This is a genomic window from Cellulomonas xiejunii, assembly GCF_024508315.1.
Classification (GTDB): Bacteria; Actinomycetota; Actinomycetes; order Actinomycetales; family Cellulomonadaceae; genus Cellulomonas; species Cellulomonas xiejunii.
In genome coordinates this window covers 2547522-2566408 of the sequence record NZ_CP101987.1, presented here as the reverse complement: position 1 = coordinate 2566408, position 18887 = coordinate 2547522, and the positions used below count along the sequence as shown (strand labels likewise).

18 protein-coding genes and 2 tRNA genes are annotated in these 18887 nt (G+C 74.3%); 14 read left to right on the top strand and 6 right to left on the bottom strand.

Features of this window, described 5'->3' with window-relative positions:
* Nucleotides 1–46: 46 nt before the first annotated feature.
* Entirely contained in the window at nucleotides 47–271 is a 225-nt protein-coding gene (locus NP048_RS11710) for a helix-turn-helix domain-containing protein (RefSeq protein ID WP_227575774.1), read from the bottom strand.
* Nucleotides 272–476: 205 nt separating this feature from the next.
* Between NP048_RS11710 and NP048_RS11705 the strand changes: the two genes are divergently transcribed.
* From NP048_RS11705 to NP048_RS11685, 5 genes are all read left to right on the top strand, one after another.
* Nucleotides 477–1145 carry a hypothetical protein gene (locus tag NP048_RS11705; protein ID WP_227575773.1) on the top strand — a complete coding sequence of 223 codons (669 nt, stop codon included), beginning with the start codon at nucleotides 477–479 and terminating at the stop codon, nucleotides 1143–1145.
* 1 nt (nucleotide 1146) lies between these two features.
* On the top strand, nucleotides 1147–2391 hold the full coding sequence (locus tag NP048_RS11700) for a CpaE/TadZ family protein (protein ID WP_227575772.1): 1245 nt from the start codon (nucleotides 1147–1149) through the stop codon (nucleotides 2389–2391).
* 25 nt (nucleotides 2392–2416) lie between these two features.
* Complete coding sequence (locus tag NP048_RS11695) at nucleotides 2417–2875, top strand: DUF6912 family protein (protein ID WP_227575771.1); 459 nt, start codon at nucleotides 2417–2419, stop codon at nucleotides 2873–2875.
* Between the two features lie 169 nt (nucleotides 2876–3044).
* A tRNA-Gln gene (locus tag NP048_RS11690) sits at nucleotides 3045–3116 on the top strand.
* A gap of 144 nt (nucleotides 3117–3260) precedes the next feature.
* Nucleotides 3261–3333, top strand: a tRNA-Glu gene (locus NP048_RS11685).
* Between the two features lie 119 nt (nucleotides 3334–3452).
* Here the strand turns inward: NP048_RS11685 and NP048_RS11680 are convergent.
* Entirely contained in the window at nucleotides 3453–4172 is a 720-nt protein-coding gene (locus NP048_RS11680; RefSeq protein WP_227575770.1) for an IclR family transcriptional regulator, read from the bottom strand.
* 118 nt (nucleotides 4173–4290) lie between these two features.
* Here NP048_RS11680 and leuC point away from each other — a divergent pair, with 118 nt between their 5' ends.
* The 5 genes from leuC (at nucleotide 4291) to NP048_RS11655 (ending at nucleotide 9759) form a co-directional block, all read left to right on the top strand.
* A complete protein-coding gene (gene leuC, locus NP048_RS11675; protein ID WP_227575769.1) occupies nucleotides 4291–5754 on the top strand; it encodes a 3-isopropylmalate dehydratase large subunit in 1464 nt (487 codons plus the stop codon).
* A 28-nt stretch (nucleotides 5755–5782) separates the two neighbouring features.
* Complete coding sequence (gene leuD, locus NP048_RS11670) at nucleotides 5783–6451, top strand: 3-isopropylmalate dehydratase small subunit (RefSeq protein WP_227575768.1); 669 nt, start codon at nucleotides 5783–5785, stop codon at nucleotides 6449–6451.
* Between the two features lie 152 nt (nucleotides 6452–6603).
* Complete coding sequence (gene murA, locus NP048_RS11665) at nucleotides 6604–7935, top strand: UDP-N-acetylglucosamine 1-carboxyvinyltransferase (protein ID WP_227575767.1); 1332 nt, start codon at nucleotides 6604–6606, stop codon at nucleotides 7933–7935.
* A 49-nt stretch (nucleotides 7936–7984) separates the two neighbouring features.
* Nucleotides 7985–8719 carry a lysophospholipid acyltransferase family protein gene (locus NP048_RS11660; RefSeq protein ID WP_227575766.1) on the top strand — a complete coding sequence of 245 codons (735 nt, stop codon included), beginning with the start codon at nucleotides 7985–7987 and terminating at the stop codon, nucleotides 8717–8719.
* 71 nt (nucleotides 8720–8790) lie between these two features.
* Nucleotides 8791–9759 (top strand): NAD(P)H-dependent glycerol-3-phosphate dehydrogenase, encoded by a 969-nt coding sequence (locus NP048_RS11655; RefSeq protein WP_372456792.1) that lies wholly within the window; start codon nucleotides 8791–8793, stop codon nucleotides 9757–9759.
* 48 nt (nucleotides 9760–9807) lie between these two features.
* Here the strand turns inward: NP048_RS11655 and NP048_RS11650 are convergent, their stop codons facing one another.
* Nucleotides 9808–11040, bottom strand: a complete 1233-nt coding sequence (locus NP048_RS11650; protein WP_227575765.1) for a trans-sulfuration enzyme family protein — start codon at nucleotides 11038–11040, stop codon at nucleotides 9808–9810.
* Nucleotides 11041–11114: 74 nt separating this feature from the next.
* On the opposite strand from NP048_RS11650, the gene NP048_RS11645 reads away from it, so the two are divergent.
* On the top strand, nucleotides 11115–12287 hold the full coding sequence (locus NP048_RS11645) for a D-alanine--D-alanine ligase family protein (RefSeq protein WP_255619476.1): 1173 nt from the start codon (nucleotides 11115–11117) through the stop codon (nucleotides 12285–12287).
* Between the two features lie 46 nt (nucleotides 12288–12333).
* On the opposite strand, the gene NP048_RS11640 is transcribed toward NP048_RS11645, so the two are convergent.
* On the bottom strand, nucleotides 12334–12807 hold the full coding sequence (locus NP048_RS11640) for a DUF3515 family protein (RefSeq protein ID WP_227575764.1): 474 nt from the start codon (nucleotides 12805–12807) through the stop codon (nucleotides 12334–12336).
* 91 nt (nucleotides 12808–12898) lie between these two features.
* On the opposite strand from NP048_RS11640, the gene NP048_RS11635 reads away from it, so the two are divergent.
* Nucleotides 12899–13876, top strand: a complete 978-nt coding sequence (locus tag NP048_RS11635; protein ID WP_227575763.1) for a thiamine-phosphate kinase — start codon at nucleotides 12899–12901, stop codon at nucleotides 13874–13876.
* Between the two features lie 39 nt (nucleotides 13877–13915).
* Here NP048_RS11635 and NP048_RS11630 read toward each other — a convergent pair whose 3' ends face one another.
* Nucleotides 13916–14440, bottom strand: coding sequence for a GNAT family N-acetyltransferase (locus NP048_RS11630; RefSeq protein ID WP_227575762.1), 525 nt, complete (start codon nucleotides 14438–14440; stop codon nucleotides 13916–13918).
* Nucleotides 14441–14559: 119 nt separating this feature from the next.
* A complete protein-coding gene (rpmB, locus tag NP048_RS11625) occupies nucleotides 14560–14751 on the bottom strand; it encodes a 50S ribosomal protein L28 (RefSeq protein WP_046528726.1) in 192 nt (63 codons plus the stop codon).
* A gap of 355 nt (nucleotides 14752–15106) precedes the next feature.
* Between rpmB and NP048_RS11620 the strand changes: the two genes are divergently transcribed.
* Nucleotides 15107–16591 carry a DAK2 domain-containing protein gene (locus NP048_RS11620; protein WP_227575761.1) on the top strand — a complete coding sequence of 495 codons (1485 nt, stop codon included), beginning with the start codon at nucleotides 15107–15109 and terminating at the stop codon, nucleotides 16589–16591.
* Nucleotide 16592: 1 nt separating this feature from the next.
* Nucleotides 16593–18836 (top strand): ATP-dependent DNA helicase RecG, encoded by a 2244-nt coding sequence (locus NP048_RS11615; protein ID WP_227575760.1) that lies wholly within the window; start codon nucleotides 16593–16595, stop codon nucleotides 18834–18836.
* Nucleotides 18837–18887: the final 51 nt, after the last annotated feature.

Sequence of the window (18887 nt, the reverse complement as noted above, 5' to 3'; positions counted from 1 at the left end):
GGTCGGGAACGTCGAGCGGGTCCGGGCGGACGTGCGCCCGGCAGTGTCAGACCGAGCCCTCCGAGGTGGCGCCGTGCGAGTTGCGCGCCCGTGTCTCTTCGTACATCCGCTCGATGTAGCGCTCCAGCTCGGCGGACTCGACGCGCCACTGCATCCGGCCGCCGATCTGGATCGCCGGCAGCTCGCCGGAACGGACGAGCGCGTACGCCTGGGGAGCCGAGATGTTGAGGATCTCGGACACGTCGGTGAGCGTCAGGAACCTCGGTGCCATGGTCGAAGTCTCGCACGGCAGGGCCGTCCGGGACCGTTGTCCACAGGCTGTCGACCGGTGCTGTCGCCCGCGGCCGGTGGCACGCCAGACTCGTGCCGCACCGGGCGCCGCGCGGTCCGGCGAACGCGACCCGGCCGGACATCCGGGCCCGCCGCCGCCCGCTGACCCTGCTGCCGCCCGCTGACCCGCTGACCAGGAGCCTCCCGTGGACACCACCGTGCTCGACCTTCCCGCACCGACGGCCGTGCGCCTGCGCCGCCCCGGCTGGCGGGATCCCCGGCTGCTCGTCGGTCTCGCCCTGATCGCCGCCTCCGTCGCGCTCGGGAGCTGGGCCGTGACGACCGCGCAGCGCACCGTCCCCGTGTACGTGGCGCGTGACGTGCTGGTCCCGGGTGTCGGTGTGACCTCCGCCGCGCTCGTGGTCGCGGACGTGCGTCTCGGCGACCGTGCCGACGGCTACCTGCGCGCCGACGAGCAGTTGCCTGCGGGTGCCGTGCTGCTGCGCACCGTCGGCGCCGGAGAGCTGGTCCCGGCGGCGGCCGTGGGAGCCGCGACGGATCTCGACGTCCGGGCCGTGCCCGTCGCGCTGTCGGGGCCGGCCCCGAGCGGGTTGGTCGCCGGGTCCCGCGTCGACCTGTGGTTCACGCCCGGCGGACGTCAGGACGCGCTCGCCGCGGAGCGCGCCGCCGACGCCGCCCCGCGGGAGCTCGCCGCGGCACTCACCGTCGCCGAGCTCAGCAGCCCTGACGGTGCCTTCGCGAGCGGGGGAGCTCGCACGGTCCACGTGCTCGTCCCGGTCGACGACCTGCCGACCGTGCTGGGCGCGCTGGCGGGCGAGGGCACCGTGGACGTCGTTCCGGTGCCGGGAGCCTGAGATGGGTGTCGGGGTGCTCTGCGCCGTCCACGGGGCGGCCGAGTCGGCGATCGTGCAGGCGGTGGAGGGGTCCGGTGGGCGGCTGTCCGTCACGCGGCGCTGCGCCGACCTGACCGAGCTGCTCGCGGCGGCGGAGGCTGGTCTGGGCGGCCTGGCGGTCGTGTCGGGGGACCTCGATCGCCTCGACCGTGAGGCGGTCGCGGTCCTGCACCGGTGCGGGGTACGGGTCGTGGGGCTCGGCGACCCGAGCCGTCCGTGGCTCGCAGAGCGTCTGACGGCCCACGGAGCGGACCTGGTGGTCGACGTCGACGTCGACGGTGCCGTTCCGGACGTGGTCCGCGAGGCGCTGTCCGTGCTCGGCGCCGGTCCGATGGCTCCGGTCACGGCCCCGGAGCCGGTCGCGCCGACGAGGCGCGGCGCGACCGTCGCCGTCTGGGGTCCCACCGGGGCGCCGGGGCGGACGTTCGTCGCGGTCAACCTCGCAGCCGAGCTGGCGGCACTCGACCGTTCGACGCTCCTGGTCGACGCGGACACCTACGGCGGGGTGGTGGCGCAGGTCCTCGGGGTGCTCGACGAGGCGCCCGGTGTCGCGGCCGCTGCACGGGCGGCCGGCCAGGGCTCGCTCGACCTCGCGACGCTCGCACGCCTCGCCCCCGTCGTGCTGCCCGGCCTGCGGCTGCTGTCGGGCATCTCACGCGCTGACCGCTGGCCGGAGCTGCCCGCGAGCTCGCTCGAGCTGGTGCTCTCCCAGGCGCGTGCACTGGCGGACGTGACGGTGGTCGACACGGGCTTCTGTCTCGAGCAGGACGAGATGCTGAGCTACGACACGCGTGCCCCCGCGCGCAACGCTGCGACGTCGACAGCGCTGGAGCAGGCGGACCTCGTCGTCGTGGTGGGGGCCGCCGACCCGGTGGGGGTGCAGCGCCTCGTGCGGGCGCTCGCCGAGGCCGCCGAGCGCGGGCTCGCGCTGTCGCGGCGTGTGGTCGTCAACCGGGTGCGCCCCACCGTCGCCGGGGCACGCCCGGGCGAGGCCGTCGCTGCCGCCCTCGCGCGGTACGCGGGGGTGGAGGACGTCGTTCTGGTGCCGGAGGACCGGTCCGCCGTCGACACCGCGATGCTGGAGGGGCGGGCGCTGCGCGAGGTGGCGCCCGGGTCGCCTGCGCGGCGCAGCCTCGCGGCGCTCGCGGCGGAGGTCGCGGCGATGGTCCGGACCGACGCGCCGGGAGGGCGCGTACCGGTGGGCTGAACGGCGGACGGCGCACACTGGACCCGTGCGCGTCTACCTGCCTGCGATCCTCTCCGAGCTCCAGCGCGAGTCACCCGTCCTGTTGGCACCACGGATCGCCCACGGCGTCACGCCGGCGTTGCGCGAGCTGTGGCCGGACGAGGACGACGAGGGCTGGGAGTACGCCGCCCAGGCGGGTGCCGCCGACGGCTCCCTCATCCTGCTCGCGGGCGCGCCGGGCGCGCCTCCGCTCCGGGTGGTGGTCGCGGCGGACGTGCCCGAGGGGTGCGTCCAGGCGCTCGACGACCCGCCGGTGCCGTCGGCGGTCGAGCTCGTCTGCGGGGTGGACCTGAGCCAGATGGTGAGCGTCCACGTCGACGAGCCGGCGGCGGCCGACGACGTCGCGGCGGCGGCGGCCGGGGACGAGGCGGCGCTGGACCGGCTCGAGGAGCGCGACCTGCTCTGGTACGACGTGACGGAGATCCCGCAGATCCCGGTGCCCTGACTGGTGTCCCGACTCGTGCTCCGGCTCAGGGGAGCGCTGCAGTGAGGTGTGCCACCTGGTGCTGGTTGGACCCACCCCCGTCGCTCAGGTAATGTTCACCGCCGGTACGGGTCCACGAGGCGCGTGTCGATGGTGCTGTGTGTGGACCTCCGAGTCCAGTCACAGCCCGTGGGGTATGGTGTAATTGGCAGCACGACTGATTCTGGTTCAGTTAGTCTAGGTTCGAGTCCTGGTACCCCAGCGTTGTTCGACAGGGCGTCAGCCCGTTCGACCAGCACGGACGCGTCCGCCCTTGCGGCGGGCCCGCGGAGGTCGCGAGTTTCGGCTCACGACGGACGTCGGGTACAGTATCCACTCGGCACATGGCCCACGGGTCGTGCGCAAGGCCCCCGTTGTGTAGCGGCCTAGCACGCCGCCCTCTCACGGCGGTAGCGCCGGTTCGAATCCGGTCGGGGGTACGGTCAAGGCCCGGTCACCACAGGTGACCGGGCCTTTGTCGTCGTTCCCGGACGGCGGAGCCGTCAGGCCCGAGGGCCGGTGCGGTGCACCGGCCCTCGGGCCCGACGAGCGGGAGTGCTCAGTCCGCGGTGCGCCGCAGGACCTCGGTGAGGCGGTTCGCTGCCGAGACCACGGCCGCGGCGTGCAGGCGGCCCGGCTGCCGCGAGAGGCGCTCGAGCGGTCCGGAGACCGACACGGCGGCGACAACGCGCCCGGACGGTCCGCGGACGGGCGCCGACACCGACGCGACGCCGACCTCGCGCTCCGAGACCGACTGCGCCCAGCCGCGGCGCCGGACGCCCGAGAGGATCGTCGCGGTGAACTTGGCACCCTGCAGCCCGCGGTGCAGCCGGTCGGGCTCCTCCCAGGCCAGCAGCACCTGGGCGGCGGACCCGGCCTGCATCGTGAGCGTGGCGCCCACGGGGATCGAGTCGCGCAGCCCGATGGGTCGCTCGGCGGCGGCGACGCAGATCCGCTGGTCGCCCTGGCGGCGGTAGAGCTGTGCGCTCTCCCCGGTGTGGTCGCGCAGCAGCGCCAGGACGGGGCCGGCGGCGGCCAGCAACCGGTCCTCGCCGGCAGCGGTCGCGAGCTCCGACAGGCGGGGCCCGAGCACGAACCTGCCCTGCAGGTCGCGCGCCACGAGGCGGTGGTGCTCGAGTGCAACTGCGAGTCGATGGGCCGTCGGGCGTGCAAGATGGGTGGCGGCGACGAGCTGTGCGAGTGTCGCGGGTCCGGCCTCCAGGGCGCTCAGCACCGACGCGGCCTTGTCCAGGACGCCGACTCCGCTAGAGTTGTCCATAGGTCGATATTGGCGTCTCGAAGGCTGAGATGCAAGCCGGGGGACACATGTCGCTCGGCGGATGGTCATCGACTCGGTGACCCGGGAGGCCCCCGCCCGGACGAGAGGAACGACGAACATGGCCGGCACGCTGGCGGAGAAGGTCTGGGAGGCGCACGTCGTGCGCCGTGGCACGGACGGTGCGCCCGACCTGCTGTACATCGACCTGCACCTGGTGCACGAGGTCACGAGCCCGCAGGCCTTCGAAGGGCTACGCCTCGCCGGTCGGCCGGTACGTCGTCCCGACCTCACCCTCGCCACCGAGGACCACAACACCCCGACGCTCGACATCGACCTGCCGATCGCCGACCTGACGAGCCGGACGCAGATCCAGACCCTGCGCAACAACGCGGCCGAGTTCGGCGTGCGGCTCCACTCCCTGGGCGACGCCGACCAGGGGATCGTGCACCAGGTCGGGCCGCAGCTGGGCCTCACGCAGCCCGGGCTGACCGTCGTCTGCGGCGACTCCCACACCTCGACGCACGGTGCGTTCGGCGCCCTCGCGTTCGGCATCGGCACGAGCGAGGTCGAGCACGTCCTGGCGACGCAGACCCTGCCCCTGGCGCCGTTCAAGACGATGGCCATCACCGTCAACGGCGCGCTCCCGATCGGCGCGAGCGCGAAGGACATCATCCTGGCGATCATCGCCAAGATCGGCACCGGCGGCGGCCAGGGCTACGTCCTGGAGTACCGCGGCGAGGCCATCCGCAACCTCTCGATGGAGGGGCGGATGACGATCTGCAACATGTCGATCGAGGCCGGGGCACGCGCGGGGATGATCGCGCCGGACGAGACGACGTTCGAGTACCTCAAGGGACGCCCGCACGCTCCCGAGGGTGCCGACTGGGACGCTGCCGTCGAGTACTGGCGCACGCTGCGCACCGACGACGACGCCGTCTTCGACGCCGAGGTCGTGCTCGAGGCGGCCGACCTCGAGCCGTTCGTGACGTGGGGCACCAACCCCGGCCAGGGCCTGCCGCTCTCCGGCAACGTCCCCGTTCCGGAGGAGATCGCCGACGCCAACGAGCGTGTCGCCGCCGAGCGGGCGATCGAGTACATGGGTCTGGTCCCCGGGCAGCCGCTGCGCGACATCAAGGTCGACACGGTCTTCATCGGCTCCTGCACCAACGGGCGCATCGAGGACCTGCGGGCCGTCGCCAAGCTCGTCAAGGACCGCAAGAAGGCCGACGACGTGCGCGTGCTCGTGGTCCCCGCGTCGGCCCGTGTGCGGCTGCAGGCCGAGGCCGAGGGGCTCGACCAGATCTTCCTCGACTTCGGTGCCGAGTGGCGCAACGCCGGTTGCTCGATGTGCCTGGGCATGAACCCGGACCAGCTCGCGCCGCAGGAGCGGTCCGCCTCGACGTCGAACCGCAACTTCGAGGGGCGGCAGGGCAAGGGTGGGCGCACCCACCTCGTCTCGCCGCTCGTCGCGGCGGCCACGGCCATCCGCGGCACGCTGTCGTCCGTCGCCGACCTCGGCGCCGACGTGGCAGTGCCCGACGGCAGCCCGCTCACGCCCGACGACGCGCTGCAGACCGTCTGACGCCCCCCGAGACACAGGTAGGAACATCATGGAGAAGTTCACCCAGCACACCGGGGTCGGCGTCCCGCTGCGTCGCAGCAACGTCGACACCGACCAGATCATCCCCGCCGTGTACCTCAAGCGGGTCACGCGCACGGGGTTCGAGGACGCCCTGTTCGCGGCCTGGCGGGGCGACCCCGCCTTCCTGCTCAACCAGGACGCCTACCGGTCCGGCTCGGTCCTCGTGGCCGGGCCCGACTTCGGCACGGGCTCGTCGCGCGAGCACGCCGTGTGGGCGCTGAAGGACTACGGCTTCCGGGTCGTGATCTCGGCACGGTTCGCGGACATCTTCCGGGGCAACTCCGGCAAGCAGGGGCTCCTCGCGGCGCAGGTCGCGCAGGAGGACGTCGAGCTGCTGTGGAAGATCCTCGAGACCAGCCCCGGCACCGAGGTGACGGTGGACCTCGCGTCCCGCACCGTGACGTGCGAGGACGTCGTCGTGCCGTTCCAGGTCGACGACTACACGCGCTGGCGCCTCATGGAGGGCCTCGACGACATCGGCCTGACCCTGCAGCACGCCGACGAGATCACGGAGTTCGAGCAGCACCGGGAGTCCTGGCGCCCGGCGACCTTGCCGGCCAAGCACCTGCCGCCGGTGGCCGTCCGCCCGGCGCGCCCGGTCGTGACGGTCGACCTCGGTCCGACGCGCGGGGCCTGAGCTGAACGACGCCCCGGACCTGGGGCGTCGCGGGGGTGGGCGTGCGGTGCGACCGCACGTCCGCCCTCGCTGGTTGTGAGGGTTCTGCGAGGACAGCCGATCCAGGGCCGCAGATGGAGCGCGCGGGCCGTTGCGTGGGAGACGATGTGGTCATGAGTGACCTGCTGTACGTCGACGGTGGCAACCCGCTGAGGGGCGACATCACCGTCCGAGGGGCCAAGAACTTCGTCTCGAAGGCGATGGTCGCCGCACTCCTCGGTGAGACACCGAGCGAGCTGCGCAACGTGCCGCAGATCCGTGACGTCGCCGTCGTGTCCGGCCTGCTGCGCCTGCACGGCGTCAAGGTCGAGATCGACGACGCGGCCGGCACCATCAGCCTCGACCCGACGGACGTCGAGTCCGCCCACGTGGCCGACATCGACGCGCACGCGGGGTCGAGTCGCATCCCGATCCTCTTCTGCGGCCCGCTGCTGCACCGGCTGGGTGAGGCGTTCATCCCCGACCTCGGGGGGTGCCGCATCGGTGACCGCCCGATCAACTTCCACCTCGACATCCTGCGCCAGTTCGGTGCCGTGGTGGACAAGACCGACAACGGCATCCGGATCCGCGCGCCGTACCGTCTGCAGGGCACCAAGATCGCTCTGCCGTACCCCAGCGTGGGGGCGACCGAGCAGCTGCTGCTGACGGCCGTGCGCGCCGAGGGCATCACCGAGCTGGCGAACGCGGCGATCGAGCCCGAGATCATGGACCTCATCAACGTGCTGCAGAAGATGGGCGCGATCATCTCGGTCGACACCGACCGGGTCATCCGGATCGAGGGCGTCGACCGGCTCGTGGGATTCCAGCACACGGCGCTGGCCGACCGCATCGAGGCCGCGTCCTGGGCGTCGGCTGCGCTCGCGACCGGCGGTGACGTCTACGTGCGTGGGGCCACCCAGCCTGAGATGACGACGTTCCTCAACACGTTCCGCAAGGTCGGCGGTGAGTTCGCGATCGACGACGACGGCATCCGGTTCTTCCACCCGGGTGGCGACCTCAGGTCGCTGCAGCTCGAGACCGACGTCCACCCCGGGTTCATGACGGACTGGCAGCAGCCGCTCGTGGTCGCCCTCACGCAGGCATCCGGTCTGTCGATCGTCCACGAGACGGTCTACGAGAACCGGTTCGGGTTCGTCGACGCGCTCGTCGGCATGGGCGCCACCATCCAGGTCTACAAGGAGTGCCTGGGCGGGCGGCCGTGCCGCTTCGGCCAGCGCAACTTCTACCACTCCGCCGTCATCTCGGGTCCCACGCCCCTGTCGGCCGCCGAGATCGAGGTGCCCGACCTGCGGGGCGGGTTCAGCCACCTGATCGCGGCGCTCGCGGCCAAGGGGACGTCGGCGGTGCGGGGCATCAGCCTCATCGACCGCGGCTACGAGCGGTTCGCCGAGAAGCTCGAGGCCCTGGGGGCGCAGTTCAGCCGTGAGGACTCGGGGCGTCCCTGACCCGGACGGCGGTCCGCGCGCGGCGCCGCCCCGGCTACCATCGGTTCCCGTGCCGTCGCCGTCGCGTTCCAACCTCGCCTACCGCAACGTCGCACGGATCGTGCGTCCGTTCCTGTTCGCGACGACCCGTCCCGACTGGCACGGTGCCGAGCACCTGCCCGCCGAGGGTGGCTTCATCGCCGTCGCCAACCACATGACCGAGGTGGACCCGCTGACGTTCGCGCACTACCTGTGGGACAACGGGCACGTGCCCCGCGTGCTCGCGAAGTCGTCGCTGTTCCGCGTGCCCGTCGTCGGGCCGGTCCTGCGGGCCACGGGCCAGATCCCCGTCCACCGTGAGACCGCCGCCGCGGGTGACTCGCTGCGGTCGGCCGTCACGGCCGTCGAGGCGGGTGAGTGCGTCGCGGTCTTCCCGGAGGGGACCCTCACGCGTGATCCCGACCTGTGGCCCATGGCAGGGCGCACCGGTGTGGCCCGCCTCGCGCTGACGACCCGCGCCCCCGTCGTGCCCGTCGCGCAGTGGGGCATGCAGGACCTGCTGGCGCGCTACGGCAAGGTGCTCAAGCCGTTCCCCCGCAAGAAGGTCACGATCGTGGCGGGGCCTCCTGTCGACCTGTCGGACCTCTACGACCGGCCGCAGGACACCGCGACGCTGCGCGAGGCCACCGAGCGCGTCATGTCGGCCATCACGGACCTCCTCGAGCAGATCCGCGGCGAGCAGGCGCCCGCCGAGCGGTACGACATGCGGCGCAGGCGTGCGTCCGGCGACGAGGCGGCGGCGTGAGCGCGCAGGACGCCCCGCTGCGCGCCACGGTGCTGGGCTCGGGCAGCTGGGGGACGACGTTCGCGGCGGTGATGGCCGACGCGGGCTGCTCGGTCACCGTGTGGGGGCGCGACGCGGCGACGGTGGAGGAGATCGCGCGCGACGGCCGCAACACGCGCTACCTGCCGGGCATCGAGCTGCCGGCGGGGGTGACGGCCACCCTCGACGCACGCGCTGCCGTGGCCGACGCCGACGTGCTCGCCGTCGCCGTCCCCTCGCAGCGGGCGCGTGAGGTGCTGGCCCCGCTGGCGGACGCTCTGCCCGCCCACGCGGTGGTCGTGTCCCTGATGAAGGGTGTCGAGCTCGACACCGACCAGCGGATGAGCGAGGTGGTGGCGCAGAGCCTGCGCATCGACGCGAGCCGCGTCGCGGTGCTCTCGGGGCCGAACCTCGCTCGCGAGATCGCGCAGCGGCAGCCCACGGCGACGGTCGTCGCGTCGACGAGCGACGCGACCGCCCAGCTCGTCGCACGCGCCTGTGCGTCCTCGTACTTCCGGCCGTACACCAATCCCGACGTCGTGGGTGTAGAGCTGTGCGGCGCCGTCAAGAACGTCATCGCGCTCGCGGTGGGGATCTCGCAGGGCCGGGGGATGGGCTTCAACACGATGGCGACGGTCATCACGCGCGGTCTGGTCGAGATCGCGCGGCTCGGGCTCGCGCTGGGGGCCGACGCGGACACGTTCCCGGGTCTCGCCGGCATGGGTGACCTCATGGCGACCTGCGCGTCCCCGGACTCCCGCAACCACACCCTGGGCGTGCACATCGGTCGGGGCATGACGCTCGACGAGGCGGTCGTCGCCACCGGCGGCACCGCCGAGGGCGTCAAGTCGTGCCGTTCGGTGCTCGCGCTCGCGACCTCCCTGGGGGTCGAGATGCCGATCACGTCGGCGGTCGTGCAGGTGCTGCACGAGGACCTGCCGGTCGACCGCCTCGCCGGGCTCCTGCTGGCGCGGCCGCACAAGGCCGAGGGCCTGGTCCGGACGGGCGCGTCGGACGGCTGAGGGTCTCGGCCCGACCCCGGCTCCCGCGGTCTGTCGCGAGCCGGTGGGTCAGGTCCGGGTCGTGCGGCCTGCCGCACCCAGTGCGGCGTCCAGGTCCCTCCACAGGTCCTCGACGTCCTCGATCCCGACAGACAGTCGCACCAGGTCCTCGGGAACGGTCGGTGACTCCGTGCTGAACCGGCGGCGGCGCTCGAGCGTCGACTCGACCCCGCCGAGGCTCGTCGCAGGGACCCACAGCGAGACCGCGTCGACGAGGGCGTCGGCGCCGGCGGGGCCGCCGACGGGCTGCAGGCCGATGATCGCCCCGAACCCGTCCATCTGCGCTGCGGCACGCGCGTGCCCCGGGTCCTGCGGGAGCCCGGGGTAGCGGACCTCGACGACGTCCGCGTGGGTCGCGAGCCGGCGCGCGAGCTCACCGGCGTTGGCCTGGGCGCGCTCGACCCGCAGGGCCAGCGTGCGCAGACCGCGCAGTGCGAGCCACACCTCGAACGGGCCGGCGATCGCGCCGTGGGTGGTCCGGTGGGCGACGATCCGCGCGTGCAGGTCGTCGTCGTCCGTGACCGTGGCGCCGAGGACGACGTCGGAGTGCCCCGCGAGGTACTTGGTGACGGAGTGCACGACGACGTCCGCACCCAGGGCGAGCGGTCGCTGCGTCAGCGGGGTGGCGAAGGTGTTGTCGACGACGACGATCGCGCCGACGTCGTGCGCCGCCGCGACGAGCGCCGGGACGTCCGCCACCTCGAGCATGGGGTTGGTCGGGGACTCCAGCCACAGCATCGCGGCCGGCTCGCCCTGCCCGCGCACCGCCGCGACCACCGCGTCGGTGTCGGCGACGTCGACCGCGTCCACGCGCAGCAGGCCCCGCTCCGCCTGCTCACGCAGCAGCACCAGCGTGACCTGGTACGCGTGCCGGGGCACGACGACGCGGCCGCCGAGCGGTACGAGGGCCACGACCGCGTCGATGGCCGCCATGCCGGAGGCGAACACGGTGGCAGGCGGACCGTCGACCCGCCGGGCCGTGGTGGCGTGGTCGGTGCGCTCCAGGGCCGCGAGCGCGTCCTCGAACGGCTCCCAGGCGGGAGTGCCGATGCGCCCGTAGAGGTGCTCGCCGGGCGCGGGCGCCCCCTGGGACACGAAGGTCGAGGTGAGCACCAGCGGCGGGTTGAGGCTGCCGCCGGGGACACGGGCCGGGCGCCCCGCGCTGACGGCGAGGGTGCGCGGGGACACCCCGGCCGGAGGTGCGGGAGGAAGATCCGGGGAGTCGGGTGCCGGGGTCGTCACGCGTCGCAGGGTACGCCGGAGGAGACGGCGCGCGGGCGTCCGAGCCGCGACCGGGAGGGTAGGGTCTGTGCGCGATGGACGCCACGAGGATCCCCCCGGCCGACGACGGCACACCCACCCACCGTGACGGTCCCGCGGCGGCTCGCCGCCCGCGGGTCATGGTGCTCTTCGGGGGACGCTCCGGCGAGCACGCGATCAGCTGCGCGACCGCCGGTGGTGTGCTGCGCGCGATCGACCGGGAGCGGTACGACGTCGTCGCGGTCGGGATCACGCGCGCGGGGCAGTGGGTGCTCGCGGACGACGACCCGGACCACTGGGCCATCCGCGACGGGCGGCTCCCGCAGGTCGAGGACACGTCGACCCACGTGCTGCTGCCGCAGGGCACCGCCGACCGTGAGGTGCAGGTGCTGCGCGACGGGCGGCTGGAGTCCCCGCTGGAGGCCGTGGACGTGGTGTTCCCGCTCCTGCACGGGCCGTTCGGTGAGGACGGGACCGTCCAGGGGCTGCTCGAGCTCGCCGACGTGCGCTACGTGGGGTCGGGCGTGCTCGCGTCGGCCGTCGGCATGGACAAGCACATGATGAAGCTCGTGCTCGCCGGCTCCGGCCTGCGGATCGGGCCGTTCCGGGTGCTGCCGGCCGGCCGCACCGTGGACGCGCAGACCGTGGACACCGTCGTCGCGGAGCTCGGGCTCCCGCTGTTCGTCAAGCCCGCACGCGCCGGCTCGAGCCTGGGGATCTCGCGCGTCGAGGACCCGGCGGACCTGCCGGCAGCGGTCGCCGAGGCCCGCGAGCACGACCCCAAGGTCATCATCGAGGCGGCGATCGTCGGCCGCGAGATCGAGTGCGGCGTCCTCGGCGGCCGCGCGGGGTCGCCCCCGCGCGCCTCGTTGCCGGGGGAGATCGTCGTGACCGACGCACGGCACGCCTTCTACGACTTCGAGGCGAAGTACCTCGACGAGGCGGGCGTGACGCTCGCGTGCCCGGCGGAGCTCGCGCCCGACGTGGTGGCACGCGTGCAGGACGTCGCCGTGCGCGCGTTCGAGGCCGTCGGGTGCGAGGGCCTCGCCCGCGTCGACGTGTTCGTGCGCGAGGACGGCGAGGTCGTCGTCAACGAGATCAACACGATGCCGGGGTTCACGCCCTACTCGATGTACCCGCGGATGTGGGAGGTCTCGGGACTCGGCTACGACGAGCTCGTCGACGAGCTCGTGAGCCTCGCGCTCGAGCGGCCCCTCGGCCTGCGCTGAGCCGTCGGCGTCACAGGCAGGAGCGCTGTCACAGGCAGGAGCGCTGTCACAGGCAGGAGCGCTGCTGCTCCGTCAGCGCGACGGCGGGGCCCAGCAGGTCGACGAACGCCGTCGAGCGGGTCGTCGCGACCGCCTCCGGCACCACGAGCTCGACCGCGGGCACACGTCCGTAGGTCGTGAAGGTCCAGTCGCCGTCGTCCTCGACCACGACCCAGTCGATCGTCGGGCCCCGGGTCGTGGTCACCGACTGGCAGCGCTCGGTCGTCGGGCCCAAGGGCTCGACGCCGCACCGCAGCACGACGGCGGACCGCGGATCACCCCACGCGGCGGTTGCCTGCGCGTCGGTGTCGACCTGCTCCAGCCCCTCGCCGAGCGACCGGGGCAGCGCCAGCACGACCGAGGCGCACACGGGGTCGGTCGCGGACGGTGCGACGGTGACGGGGACGGTGGGCGAGCACCCGGACAGGGTGACGAGCGCGGTCGCGGCCGCGCCGGCCGCGATGGTGGGGCGGTGGAGCACACGTCAACGCTACCGGCCGTGAAGGGGGTGCATGGCCGTGCGGCGCGGACGGGTGGCCGCGACGCACGAGCGGACGGTCTAGCGTGGGCGGGTGCCTGCCGAGAGCCCCGTCGTCGCCGATCTCTCCGAGCAGGACCTGCTCGACCGCATCTTCCCCCACCTGCCGGTGGGGTCCCGGACCCTCGTGCCGCCCGGTGACGACGCGGCCGTGGTGGTCGCGCCGGACGGCCGGTACGTCGTGACCTGCGACGTGCTGGTCGAGGACGTGCACTTCCGCCGCCGCTGGTCCACCGGTGAGGACGTCGGGCGCCGTGCCGCCGCGCAGAACCTCGCCGACGTCGCCGCGATGGGTGCCCGCCCGGTGGCGCTGGTCGTGGGGCTCGTGGTGCCCGGGGGCACGCCGGTGGCCTGGGTCGAGGGGCTCGCGCGGGGTCTGGGGGACGCGTGCCGGCCGCTGGACGTGGGCGTGGTCGGAGGCGACCTCTCCGGTGGCCCGACGATCGTCGTGTCGGTCACCGCGCACGGCGACCTCGAGGGGCGCGCCCCGGTGCTGCGCAGCGGGGCGCGCGCCGGTGACGTGGTGGCGTACGCGGGCCGACGCGGCTGGTCGGCGGCGGGCCTCGCGCTGCTGAGCGCGGGGCTGCCGGAGACGGACCCCGGGCTGACGGCCTTCTACCGGGCCCCGACGCCTCCCCTGGACGCGGGCCCGGCCGCTGCTCGTGCCGGGGCGACGGCGATGCTCGACGTCTCGGACGGCCTGCTGCGCGACGCCTCCCGGATCGCGCGCGCCAGCGGGGTGACGCTCCACCTCGAGGATCCCGCGGTGGCGTTCGTGCAGGACGCGTCGCGCCTGGCCGGCGCCGCCGCCGCACTGGGCGCGGACCTGACGCAGTGGCTGCTGACGGGCGGCGAGGACCACGGCCTGCTGGCGACGTTCCCTCCGGGAGCGCCGCTCCCGGAGCCGTTCGGTGCGATCGGGGTGGTGTCGAGCCGCGGGTCGGACCTCGTGCTCGTGGGCGGTGAGCCGCCGCGTGCGGTGACGACGGGGTGGGACCACTTCGGCGACTAGGGGCGCGTCTGCGGGGCACGGACGACCCTGCCGCGGGCGTCAGCCTCGGCGGTACCGCACCTCCAGCAGGTCGGCGCCGCCGACGGTCTCGAGGCGTTCGACGCCGTCGGGGGAGAAGCCGTGGCGGCGGTAGAAGTGGCGAGCTCGGTCGTTGTCGGCCGGTACCCACAACGACACCGGGGTCTGCTCGCCGACCTGGGCCAGGACCGTCCGGATCAGGTCACGTGCGACACCGTGCCCCCACGTGCCCGGGTCCAGGTAGATCGCGTAGATCTCGCGCTCGCCACGTCGCGCGTCCTCGTCACGGCTCGGCCCGTACGAGGCGAACCCCAGGACCCGGCCGCCCGCCTCGGCGACGTAGGTGCGCACGCGGTTGTCGGGGCCGGGGGTGAGGCGCCGCGTCCAGTCCTCGACCCGGGACGCGGGGTCGAGCGCGCGCAGGTGGTCGTCGGGGACGATGCCCGCGTACCCCTCCTGCCACGACCGGACGTGTACGCCCGCGATGTCGGCAGCGTCACGCGTCGTCGCGGGGCGGATGGTGACCTCGCCGATGTGCTCGACCATGGCGACCACCCTGCCACAGGTGCCAGGCAGCACGAAGGCCCACGAGCAGTTGCTCGTGGGCCTTCGGCGTGTCGTGCGTGCTTCCGCGTCGGGTCGCCCCGGCGCAGGGTGCTGTGCGGTCAGACCGCGCGCTGCACCTTGCCGGCCTTGAGGCACGACGTGCACACGTTGAGGCGCTTCGGGGTGCCGGCGACGACCACCCGCACACGCTGGATGTTCGGGTTCCAACGCCGCTTCGTACGCACGTGGGAGTGCGAGATGCTGTGCCCGAAGCTCGGGCGCTTGGCGCAGACGTCGCAGTTGGCAGCCACGGTCTTCTCCTGGTTCTGTCCTGTCGCGGGCCGACGGGCCCGGGGGGTCGTGCACGTGTCCCGCGCTCCCGCGCGTCGACCCGGCCCGAGGGCCAGGACCGCACGACGGTGCGTCGGAAGGGTCTGTGGGGGTGCCGGACGGTGTCCGGGCAACCGGGCAAGACTAGCCCATCGTCGGGGTAGCACCCAAATGTGGGCGGCGTGCGGCACAGTGGGCGGCGACGGTCCCGCGGGGTGCCGGTCGGTAGCGTCTGTGGTCGGCCGCGGTCGGCCACGGTCGGTGGCCGACCGCCGTCGGCTGCCGCACCACGTCACCCGCGCCGGTCCGGCGCAGCGAGTGGAGAGGGAGATACGCGTGGAGGTCGCGGCGCGACAGGTCGTGCTCGACGGCGACGCCGTACGCGCGTGGGCGGCCGGGGCGCTCACCGCGTGCCGGGCCGCGCGGGAGCTCATCGACGCCGTCAACGTGTTCCCCGTCCCTGACGCGGACACCGGCTCGAACGTCACGCTGACGATCGCGGGCGGTGCGGCGGCCGTCGCGGCGGACCGGGGGCTCGACGGGCCGTCCGAGCTCCTCGCGACGTTCGCCCGCGGTGCTGCCAGGGCCGCACGCGGCAACTCCGGGATCATCCTGAGCCAGTGGCTCGTCGGCCTGTCGGCGGGCCTGGCGGAGGGTCCGCCGGCGGACCGGGACGGCACGGCGGCTCTCGTCGGCGGCCTCGAGCGGGCCGCGAGCGCGGCACGGGACGCGGTGCCGGACCCCCAGGAGGGGACCGTCCTGACGATCGCCCGCGAGGTCGCGAGGCACGCGCGGGACGGCATGCGGGGGATCGACGGTCCGCCCGCCGAGGTCCTGGCGGCGGCGACCGAGGCCGCCCGCGCCGACCTGGACCGGCTCAGCGCGAGCCACGACGTCCTGCGGGCTGCGCGCGTGGTCGACGCGGGCGCGTGCGCGCTGCTCGTCGTGCTGGACGCGCTCGTGCACACCCTGCGCACCGGAGGGCTGGCCCTGCAGGAGGGCGACCTGGACCTGGCGTGGCTGCCCCACGCAGGCCCGGACGTCGTCGCCGGCTGCGGGCCGGCCTCGGGCGGCGCGTACGAGGTGATGATGCTCGTGGGGGCCACCTGGCCCGGGGCCGCCGGCCTCGCCGTCGCGCTGCAGGGCGTGGGAGACGCAGTCGCCGTCGTCGACGCCGGGGGATCGTGGCACGCGCACGTGCACTGCGACGACCCGGCCGCGGCGATCGCGCTCGTGCCCGGCCCGGCCCGGGAGCAGGTCGTGGTGCGGCGCGTCGACGAGCCCGCACCGGCCGACCGGGGGCTCGTCGTGCTCACGCCGTCGCCCGGGTTGTCGGCCTGGTACGCGACGTGCGGTGCGGTGACGCTCGTGGGCCCAGACCCCGACGTCGAGCAGGTCGCCCGTGCCGCCGTCGACACGCGTGCCGGGCAGGTCGTCGTCGTCGGCGCGGGCGTCGGGCCTGCGGCTGCTGCTCCCGCCGGTGCGGGCTTCGACCTGCTGGCGACGGCGGGGGACGGCCCGGCGGTCGTCGCGTGCCTCGCCCTCGTCGCGGACCCCCACGTCGCGCCCGAGGCCGGAGCCGACGCTCTGCGACGGCTGCGTTCCGGGACCCCCGCGAGCGCGGACGAGGTGCCGGGCGCCGTGGCTGCGCTGCTCACGGACGTGCGCGGCCCGCAGGGGGTGACGCTCGTGCACGGCGTCGACGTCGACCCTGCCGCAGCACGCTCCGCGGCGGACGCTCTCCGTGCCGCGCACCCTGCGCTGGAGGTCGTCGTCGCCGGCCCGGCCGCCGGTGCCGCGTGGTGGGTGGGGGTCGACTGACATGCTCGCCGCAGACCCGCTCACCGTCTCTCTGACGCGTATGAACGCCCGTACCGCCAAGGCGCTGGGCAAGCTCGGGCTCGAGACCTCCGGCGACCTGTTGCGGCACTACCCGCGCAGGTACGCCGAGCCCGGCACGCTCACCGACATGGCGAGCCTGCGCGTCGGCGAGCACGTGACCGTCGTGGCGGAGGTCCTGCGGACCTCGCTGCGCCCGACGGCGCAGGGCCGCGGTCTGCTGCAGTCGACCATCACCGACGGGCACAGCCGCATCGAGCTCACGTTCTTCGCGTCGCACGTCAAGAAGCTCGAGTGGCGCCAGGGGCAGCTGCGCCCGGGTCGGCGCGGGCTGTTCACCGGCGAGGTGTCCCTCTACCGCGACACGCTGCAGCTCATGCACCCGGAGTGCCGGCTGTTCGGCGCCGACGACGACGAGCACGAGGAGGACGAGGCGCTGGTCGAGGCCGGGCGGCCGATCCCCGTGTACCCGGCGGTCGCCGGGTTCGAGTCGTGGAAGGTCGCCCAGGCCGTGCGTACCGTGCTCGACCCCCTGCGTGAGCAGGACGTGCCGGACCCGGTCCCGCCGCAGCTGCGGGAGCGTGACGCGCTGCCGACGCTGCTCGAGGCCCTGCGCCTGGTCCACGTGCCGCAGGACGAGGCGGACTGGCAGCGGGGTCGAGCACGGCTGCGCTACGAGGAGGCGCTCGTGCTGCAGGCGGAGCTCGCACGGCGCCGGGCCCGCGTCGCACGCGAGGAGGCCGTCGCACGTCCGGCGCGCGAGGGCGGCCTGCTCGAGGCGTTCGACGCGCGGCTGCCGTTCACCCTGACCGCCGGGCAGCGCGCGGTCGGTGAGGAGATCGCCGGTGAGCTCGCGGCGCCGCGTCCCATGCAGCGCCTGCTGCAGGGCGAGGTCGGCTCGGGCAAGACCGTGGTCGCGCTGCGCGCGATGCTGCAGGTCGTCGACGCGGGCGGGCAGGCGGCGCTGCTCGCGCCCACGGAGGTGCTGGCGGCGCAGCACGCGCGCACGCTGCGCGGGCTCCTCGGCGACCTGGCCGAGGGAGGGTTCCTCGGGGGCGCGGATCCGGCCACACGCGTCGCGCTGCTGACGGGCTCGCTGCCGACGATGGCGCGCCGCAGCGCGATGCTCGACGCCGCGAGCGGGTCCGCCGGCATCGTGGTGGGCACCCACGCGCTGCTGTCGCAGGACGTGCAGTTCGCGGACCTGGGACTGGTGGTCGTCGACGAGCAGCACCGGTTCGGGGTCGAGCAGCGGGACGCGCTGCGCGCGAAGGCTGGTCGGACGCCCCACACGCTGGTCATGACGGCGACGCCGATCCCCCGGACGGTGGCCATGACGGTGTTCGGCGACCTGGAGACCTCGGTGCTCAGCGAGGTGCCCGCCGGGCGACAGGGCATCACCACGCACGTCGTGCCCGCCGACAACCCGCGGTGGACCGACCGCACGTGGCAGCGCGTGCGTGAGGAGGTCGACGGTGGCGGCCGCGCCTACGTGGTGTGCCCGCGCATCGACGGCGACGCGGCGGCCGGCGACGCGGTGGACGAGGACGGCGCGGACCTCGTGCTCGACGCCGGACCGACCGTCGGGGCTCCCGATGCAGGCGTGCGCCGACCGCTGCGGGCCGTGCTCGACGTCGCCGAGGAGCTGCGGGCGCGTCCGGACCTCACCGGTGTGGGGGTCGGCGTCCTGCACGGTCGGCTCGCCCCTGAGGAGAAGGACCGCGCGTTCGCGGCGTTCGCGACGGGCGAGGCGCCGGTCCTCGTGTCGACGACGGTCGTCGAGGTCGGCGTCGACGTCCCGGACGCCACCGTCATGGTCGTGCTCGACGCCGACCGGTTCGGGATCTCGCAGCTGCACCAGCTGCGCGGCCGGGTCGGACGGGGGACGCGCCCGGGCCTGTGTCTCCTGGTCAGTGCGGCGCAGCCGGGGACGGACGCCCACACCCGGCTCGAGACGCTCGCAGCCACGACGGACGGCTTCGAGCTCGCGGCGCTCGACCTGGAGCTGCGGCACGAGGGCGACGTGCTGGGTGCCGCCCAGCACGGGCGCGGCAGCTCGCTGCGGCTGCTGCGTGTCACCCGGGACGCCGACGTCATCGCGCGAGCCCGCACCGACGCGCGCGCGCTCGTCGAGCAGGACGGCGACCTCGACGCGTGGCCGGCGCTGCGGGCCGCCATCGAGACGTCCCTGGCAGGGGAGCGCGAGGAGTTCCTCGATCGCGCGTGACCGCCGACCCGGCTGCCCGGTGAGCGGTCCCCGTCGCAGGTCGGCGCTCGC